1 protein-coding gene is annotated in these 409 nt (G+C 39.1%); it reads right to left on the reverse strand.

Annotated features, from left to right (window positions below; genetic code table 11):
• On the reverse strand, positions 1-409 hold a 409-nt coding region (locus H5154_RS23200), incomplete at both ends, for a Mu transposase domain-containing protein (protein ID WP_404936198.1).

Consider the following 409-nt stretch of genomic DNA (forward strand, 5'->3'; position numbering starts at 1 on the left):
GATTGGTTATGTGTGCGCGTAATTGTTTCTTAACCCACTGATACGGCACACTGTAATAATGTTTCTCTATTTCAACATGATAATCAATGTGTACTCGCACCGTTTTGATTTGTGTATAGTGATAGGGCTTTTCAGGCAATGGCTTTAATGCGCTTTTATCCACCATCTCAAATAGCTGTTTACGTGACTGTTGATATTGCTTCATGACTTTATTGTTCATTACATCAAGTAGCTTTGCTATTTCTTGATTTAGGTGCGCTAAGCTGTAGAAGGTTTGCTTGCGTAGACGTGCCATGATCCAACGCTCAACAATTTGTACACCGACTTCAGCCTTTGATTTATCTTTGGGTTTATAAGGTCTAGCGGGTATGACAGCGACGTTATAATACTCGGCTAATTGATGATAAGT

Origin of the sequence: Pseudoalteromonas sp. SR44-5, assembly GCF_014163675.1 — a bacterium.
GTDB lineage: Bacteria > Pseudomonadota > Gammaproteobacteria > Enterobacterales > Alteromonadaceae > Pseudoalteromonas > Pseudoalteromonas rhizosphaerae.